Origin of the sequence: Rhizobacter koreensis (genome assembly GCF_013366375.1) — a bacterium.
In the GTDB taxonomy this organism is placed as follows: Bacteria; Pseudomonadota; Gammaproteobacteria; order Burkholderiales; family Burkholderiaceae_C; genus Schlegelella_A; species Schlegelella_A koreensis.
In genome coordinates this window covers 86,495-92,696 of sequence record NZ_JABWMJ010000015.1, presented here as the reverse complement: position 1 = coordinate 92,696, position 6,202 = coordinate 86,495, and the positions used below count along the sequence as shown (strand labels likewise).

Genomic DNA, 6,202 nt, shown 5'->3' with positions numbered 1-6,202 from the left:
CGAGTGGTTGCGCCGTGGTCTTCTGCTCATGTTCTCTGCTCCTGAATCTCGGGCTCTATCCTCGCCCATCGGAGCAGCCAGTCCACTTTACGCCGTGTTCAGATTTGCGCGGCCGGCTCTGTGAGCCATGCTGCAGCAGATTCGTTTGATTGAGGCCCAGCGCCGCAAACCCTTCGCGAAGCAGTCGGAGTTTTGGGCTTTGCCCCTCACCGAAGACGAAATTGACGTTTCGAAAACCGCTAACCACCTCCGCTATCTGGGCCAACCCTTGCTCGGTCTCGACGGACAAGTTGGGTGAGCCAAATCCCTCCGTGCGTCCGATCTGGCGAAACTCAATTTCGGCTCGCTGACCTTCGACCTTTCCGTATGGCAGCTTGACTCGGTTGTACTGTGACGAGCGATCGGTGTAGAGGCTGGTGGTCCCGAGGAAGGCCAGATGCGGCTCCTTGGTGATCGGGCGTCCAGCCATCTGGCTGGCAATGACACTGACCATTCCACCGTATCGGTCCGTGTAGTCGTTGACCACCCTTGGGCTTGCCATCATCAGGCAGACCAGTTTTCCGGCGAGCAGATGGTTGTAGGGTGCAACGGCCCCGCATACCGTCAGTTCCATCATGCTGGTGGCAGAGTGGCGCTTCTTCAGTTGCTTGAGCACGGTGTTCAGTGCCCAGGCCCCATGATCAGTTGCGGCAAGGTCGTGAAGTCCGCAGGGCCAGGTGGCAATCGTTCGGTACGCGCGCAATATCTCCCGCGCAGCTCGTGCTCGTTTTGCCCGGTAAAGAGGCGTCTTCGTTAGTTCCTGCAGTCGTTGCGGTGTCAGTTCCTCGAACTTTTTCGCGACAGTCTCGTCGTCGACGCTGTGGTCGATACGGCGATCGACAGGGAGGTCCTCCCTATAGATCTGCTCAAAATCGTCCTCTAAGCGTAACCGGAAGGCACGAAGCACTTCGGTCTCGGACACCACACCACGGGAGCATGCGTCTAGCAGGCCACTGAGCGTCCAGCCCAGTTCCGCGTCGCGCGGCGTGAGCTGCATCACGGTGTTGCCTAGGCCCGCAATGCCCATCACTGGATGATTGGGTTGTGCGGCGTCGCGTACGAGATAGAAGAGGTTCCGCCCAGGACTTGACCGGTACCTCGTACTCCAGCTATGCCGGAAGTAGCGCCAGATGTCGATCAGACGTTGATTGGTGAACTCGTCCCGCTCCTCACTGACCAACTGGAGGTACGGCTGGCAGATGCGTGCGAGCAGTTCCGGCCGCTCTTCCTTGGGCGCGGCGGCCACCGGCCTCAATTGTTCGGCCAAGCGTCGCCCGTCCGCGATCAGGTCGGTCATGGGCTTGCACGACGAATACTTCGAGGGTCGCTCTACGCCGAAGAGGAAGCGACGATTCGATTCTTCGCACAGTTGATCGTTCCGCCCGAACAGCAGCTGTTGTCTGATCAGTGATTTGCGTTCAGCAGGGTCTAACGGCTGCCCGGGCCGCACGTAGATGTGATGCATGCTGGCGCGTACATCCCACCCCATGTTGAGCAGGTCACGGAGCAGCGTTGAAGACACTTTGGCCTTGAGGCTGTTGACAGTTTCGTCCTTGATGTCCTGCGAGAACCTCGACAGTTCCGCAATTGCGGCCTCTCGCGGCAGGTTCGCAATGCCGCAGAGCGTGGCGTAGGTCGTTCCATCGTCGTCGAAGCACGGCTTGAAAAGCCGCCAGTCCTCACCCATGACGATTGGCGATGCCTTTTCGACGGCCTCAGGAGCCTCCGGGGATGTGATTGAAACTGCCAAGGTTCTTCGTTTCTCAGTCGATCTGCTAACGGCAGCGTTCAGGCTGCATTCGGGCACTTTCGCTCGTTCGCCTCAACCAGCATGCAGGACCGCGCGTCTATCCAAATGACTCAAGAGGCTGAGTCCTAGGACTGTTAACAACTACGCCTTCACCCGCTTTTTCACGTCGGTGGGCGCCGGCACTGCATCCACGGCGATGCCGGACTTCCTACAGAAGTCGAACAGGAGTTTCTCGACAAGGTTGGTCTGCGACCGCTGCTCCCGTTGGGCCGCGAGTTCGAGTGCCCGTTTGAACTGTGGCGTCACCCGAAAGCTGACCGGTATGCGCTTTGACTCCACCGTGACTCCTTTTCAAGGTCAGGTCGTGCCGTATAGTACATCGCTTTACAAGCTTGCCCCGCTTGACTCCGGAAGGGGCCTTCACGGACCACCGGCTGAACCGTGCCGCCGTGTCCACGAGGCCGCCCCATCACCGTCAGAGCCCAAGGGTACAGCCGGCGTTTCAGTTGGACGACGGCGGCTGTTCTTGCGAAAGTTCGCCCGAACTTCTGCTGGAGGCCTCGATGCGCATCCCCCTGCTGCTCCTCGCATCCCTTGTCCCGCTGTGGACAGCACCGGCGCTTGCCTGCACAACTCCCCAGGACCTGCGTCCGTATAGGCAGCGATTGGTCGACGCGCCGATCGCATTCGTCGGGACGGTCACCGCAATCACTGGCCTTCGGGTCACCTTCACTGTTCATCACGCGATCAACGGCTCGCCCGGCTCCTCGGCCACCATCGACGCGCTGCCGCCCTCAACCTGCTCGGTCTCCTTCGCTGTCGGCCAGCGGTGGCTCTTTGCGGGTCCCGCCACGAGCCAACCATCGGTCCTGCTACAAGCCGACGCAAGGTCCGCCAGGTCTTCCGATTTCGGCCGCTTCCAGCGCGTGGACGATGCTCGAGCGCGATTTCCGTCGGACTGGCAGTCGTGCACGCAGAACTCGCAATGCGAGCCGGTGCCGATCGGCTGCCAGCAAACGGCTGCAAACTCGGCAAACGCCGCGGCGGCCCGCGCCCATGCGATCAGAGTCGTCGGCGACCATCGCGCGATGGAGTGCGCCACCGGCCCTGCGGAGGTCCAGCACATCGGCCAGCAGTGCGTTGCAGGACGGTGCGGCCACTGGGTCCTCGACTTCCGCCTCCGGCCGTGAGGCCTCGCCAGCCCGGCGTCACCGGAGCTACCCGCCAACCCAGGTCCGCATGCAGTGGTGCCAGGCACTGACTGCGTCGGTCTGGTTGTCCACCACCAGTTCCAGCCACTCCTGCAGTTCCTGCGACGCCTCTTCGCTTGACTCATCGAAGAGCGGAAGGTCGTATGGCGTCTTCGGCAGCTCGAGCTGGGATGCGTTCCTGCGAACCCAGTCGTGCATCACGTCGATGCGCTTGTCCGCCGTTCTTCCAACGGGAAACTGCCGGCGGGCCGCGAAGTCCCAGGCCATGGAGTCGACGCTCGCGATTCGCGGATGGTCGCTGAGGAAGCGCAGCGCGTCTCCCTTCACGCCGAAAAGGTGAAGGCCGACACCCGGAGTCAGTTCGCGGTCAAGCGCCTCGACGATCGTCAGGATGCCGCTCGGCCCATGGACTCGCCGTCGGCACATCGAGCCCACGCCCAGCAGCTTCGGCCACGAGGCCAGCGGCAGGTGTTCCAGGCTCCAGCGGTAGTGATCCACCTCCCAGCCCTGGATGACCGGCATCGGATCGGGCAGTCCGCGGTCTCGTGCCTGCGATCGCACTTCCGACAGGAGCCGGCAGGTCTCGGCCAATCGGAAATAGACGTCGATCTTGGAGGAGGCGATCTCGGGCTCGACACACTGGTCCCAGCTGGCGTACCAGGTCCACGGCCAGCTCTCCACCAGGTCCAGGTACTGGCTGACGCTCCACGGAAAACCACGGTAGCGGGCCATTGCGACGAAGCCGGCGCTGTCCAACGCGGCGTCCAGGCCCGCGAACTGGACGGGATCCGGCCGACGCACGCTGACCACCTCGCCGTCCTTGTTGCGCACCATGAACGCATTGGTGCTGAACAGCACGCTGTAGCCCGCATCTCTTGCCGCCCTGAGGATCTTTCCGCCGGTGGTCGGAATGCCGACGCGCAGGATCGGTCCTACCCGGCCGCGGGCACCGGCTGGCGCCTGAGGGACGGGCGCCTCAATGACGTCCAGCAACATCACGCGCGCTCCGGAAGCTCTCGCTGCGTCGCACCGACTGCGCTCGCCTCAGCGGTACCGGCCACCTCCCGCTCGACGAACCCAACCGGCATGCGAACCCGCCGGTCCATGAAGACGAACAGATGGAACTGGTTCGCGGTATCGACCAACCGGGACTCCGCCGGGTAGAGCTCGAAACCCTCGTGCTCCGGCCCGACGATGGCGTTCTTGATCGCCTGCAGTTCCCGCCAGTCGCGGACCACCTCGCGATCGCGGCGCTTGATGGACAGCCACGCAACGTCGCCGAGGTCTTTCCCGAACGGCTCCCGGATCAGTTGCACGTTCACCTGATGCGTCGCGCTGAGGAAGATTGATTGCTGCCGCAGCTGCTGCACCTGGCGCTCGGCCGTCGCGATGTCCACACCGAAGCGGCTGGCGATGACGGAGACGTCGAGCGCGGCGGCGGGAAGTTCCGCCGTGAAGAACGGCGCCGGTTTCGAGGTGGGCGGCTGCCCATCAGCCTGCTCAGCGTGGTCCAGCGCGCTGGCCCAGGCCGCGAACACGCTCGACCGAGGTGGACCTACCAGGGCCCGCGCCATACCCGGCTTGTGAAGCACGAACGCAAAGCTGTGCTCGCGCTGCTGCGGGCCGGGAGTTCGTCGCACGCTGTAGCCCTGGGCTCGCAGCGCGGTGATGGCACTCAGAGCAGTGCCTATGTCGAGGTCGTCCATGCGAGATGCCTGATGGTCCTGGTGAATGGACCTTCAGGATCTCGCCGACCTCGCCCCCTTCAAGTCCCACCGGCGGGAGGTGGAAGCGCTGTACTCAGCCTGCGCGAACTCGGAACTCGCTCGTCACCGTCCAGGACTCACCGAGGTCGTCGAACGCGCAGCTCGCGATGCGCCAACGTGCCACGTCACGCCACTCTTTCGAGTGCAGGTTCCTGCACTGAGCGCCCATCGGTCCAAGCGGCTGCCGACGCAGAGGGTGGCCTCGCGGCAAGTCGCCGAGAAGCAGATACCCCGCGCCGCTCGCTGCCGACGGGGAGTTGCTCGTTGCGCTCATCTTGCTCGACGGGCCGTCACGCATCCTTCCATGCCCTGCGCGAATGCGACTGCACCGCCATTGGCCGGATGCCGGATCGCCGCCGCGGGCGCCACGCCCAGGCGCGTCAACTGCTCGGCGGCCTTCTTGCCAACAGCGATGACTGTGGCGCGCGGGTAGGCGGCCAGCAGTGCCTGGAGCGGACGCTGTCCGTGCGCCAGCTCAGTGTCAGTGGGGGTGCGATTCGTCCGCGGCGCGCCGACCATGAAGGGATGCATCGGCAAGGCGTTCCACATGACCACCCGATCCGCGATGCCCAGCGCATGCAGCGAGCGCCAGACCAGCGTGGCCGAAGGCTCGGTGAACGGCTTGTCTCGCGTCGTGAGCCGCGCCGTGGCACCTCCTAGCCGGGGTACTGTCCCCTGCATCACATGCCGCTCGCTGGTGAACGCCAAGCCGGTATGGCGCATGCCCTGCCAACCGGCCGCCTCGCCGCACAGGATGAACTCGGCTTCGCAATCCAGGTGTTGCTCCAGCCGCGCTCTCTTGGCATCCGGGCCATTCGTCGAAAGGTCGTCCGCGCAGACATCCGCCCATGGGTTGAACAGGCCCGGCGTCGCCGTCGGTAGGTTGCCGACCAACGCTTCCACGAGCCGCTTTGCGTTCACCCTGCCCCTCCCTGTACTGTCTGCGATCCGAACGTGTGTCGCGCGATCGACTCACCATTGATCTGCGCGAGCTCGATTGTCTGGCCCGCGGCGAGCGGGTCTTGGCGCCCGGGCCAGGACTGCGCGGTGAAGTGGCGCATCCACACCATGTAGTCGGCGTACGCGGTCGCCGGCCGGCCGGCGAAGTTCTGTCCCGACAGATTCCGGAAGATCACCGTGATGCTCGCCTCGTCGCCGAGCCAGATCCACTCGCCCGTGTTGTCGCGGATCTCGTGCGTGTAGGCGTGCCGACCCACCAGCTGCGACTTGTATTCGATCATGACGGCTTCTCCTTTGAGACAAGTCTCCCGCGCGGGCGCCTATGTTCAAGCGCCCAGGCGGATGCACCCGTTGCGGTGCCCCTGCCTGCTCTCTGCAAGCCTCAGGGACGAGCGCCCTTCAAACCCCGGCCTGGCGGCCCTTGGAAGTAGGCCCACGAATGGGGGCCGCCGGCCGGGTGCACCCGGCCGGTTGGC

7 protein-coding genes are annotated in these 6,202 nt (G+C 64.2%); 1 reads left to right on the top strand and 6 read right to left on the bottom strand.

Features of this window, described 5'->3' with window-relative positions; translation table 11 throughout:
- Positions 1 to 55 precede the first annotated feature (55 nt).
- Both HQN59_RS23420 and HQN59_RS23415 read right to left on the bottom strand, forming a co-directional pair.
- Positions 56 to 1,726: a Druantia anti-phage system protein DruA gene (locus HQN59_RS23420; RefSeq protein WP_176071563.1), complete on the bottom strand. Its 1,671-nt coding sequence runs from the start codon at positions 1,724 to 1,726 to the stop codon at positions 56 to 58.
- Between the two features lie 204 nt (positions 1,727 to 1,930).
- Positions 1,931 to 2,128, bottom strand: coding sequence for a hypothetical protein (locus tag HQN59_RS23415; protein ID WP_176071562.1), 198 nt, complete (start codon positions 2,126 to 2,128; stop codon positions 1,931 to 1,933).
- A gap of 224 nt (positions 2,129 to 2,352) precedes the next feature.
- Between HQN59_RS23415 and HQN59_RS23410 the strand changes: the two genes are divergently transcribed.
- Entirely contained in the window at positions 2,353 to 2,979 is a 627-nt protein-coding gene (locus HQN59_RS23410; protein ID WP_176071561.1) for a hypothetical protein, read from the top strand.
- 27 nt (positions 2,980 to 3,006) lie between these two features.
- On the opposite strand, the gene HQN59_RS23405 is transcribed toward HQN59_RS23410, so the two are convergent.
- The 4 genes from HQN59_RS23405 to HQN59_RS23390 form a co-directional block, all read right to left on the bottom strand.
- Complete coding sequence (locus HQN59_RS23405) at positions 3,007 to 3,996, bottom strand: deazapurine DNA modification protein DpdA family protein (RefSeq protein ID WP_176071560.1); 990 nt, start codon at positions 3,994 to 3,996, stop codon at positions 3,007 to 3,009.
- Complete coding sequence (locus HQN59_RS23400; protein ID WP_176071559.1) at positions 3,996 to 4,706, bottom strand: DUF7694 domain-containing protein; 711 nt, start codon at positions 4,704 to 4,706, stop codon at positions 3,996 to 3,998. The genes HQN59_RS23405 and HQN59_RS23400 overlap by 1 nt, the downstream gene beginning before the upstream one ends.
- A 330-nt stretch (positions 4,707 to 5,036) precedes the next feature.
- The gene (locus tag HQN59_RS26935; RefSeq protein ID WP_176071558.1) at positions 5,037 to 5,687 is read right to left on the bottom strand and encodes a uracil-DNA glycosylase family protein; all 651 of its coding nucleotides are present in this window, start codon (positions 5,685 to 5,687) and stop codon (positions 5,037 to 5,039) included.
- The gene (locus HQN59_RS23390) at positions 5,684 to 6,007 is read right to left on the bottom strand and encodes a DUF7688 family protein (protein WP_176071557.1); all 324 of its coding nucleotides are present in this window, start codon (positions 6,005 to 6,007) and stop codon (positions 5,684 to 5,686) included. The genes HQN59_RS26935 and HQN59_RS23390 overlap by 4 nt, the downstream gene beginning before the upstream one ends.
- Between the last annotated feature and the right edge of the window lie 195 nt (positions 6,008 to 6,202).

Bases quoted from the DNA above. Each gene is read 5' to 3' on its own strand.
- HQN59_RS23420 (WP_176071563.1), bottom strand. From the start codon at position 1,726: ATGGGTGAGGACTGGCGGCTTTTCAAGCCGTGCTTCGACGACGATGGA.
- HQN59_RS23410 (WP_176071561.1), top strand. From the start codon at position 2,353: ATGCGCATCCCCCTGCTGCTCCTCGCATCCCTTGTCCCGCTGTGGACA.
- HQN59_RS23405 (WP_176071560.1), bottom strand. From the start codon at position 3,996: ATGTTGCTGGACGTCATTGAGGCGCCCGTCCCTCAGGCGCCAGCCGGT.
- HQN59_RS23400 (WP_176071559.1), bottom strand. From the start codon at position 4,706: ATGGACGACCTCGACATAGGCACTGCTCTGAGTGCCATCACCGCGCTG.
- HQN59_RS23390 (WP_176071557.1), bottom strand. From the start codon at position 6,007: ATGATCGAATACAAGTCGCAGCTGGTGGGTCGGCACGCCTACACGCAC.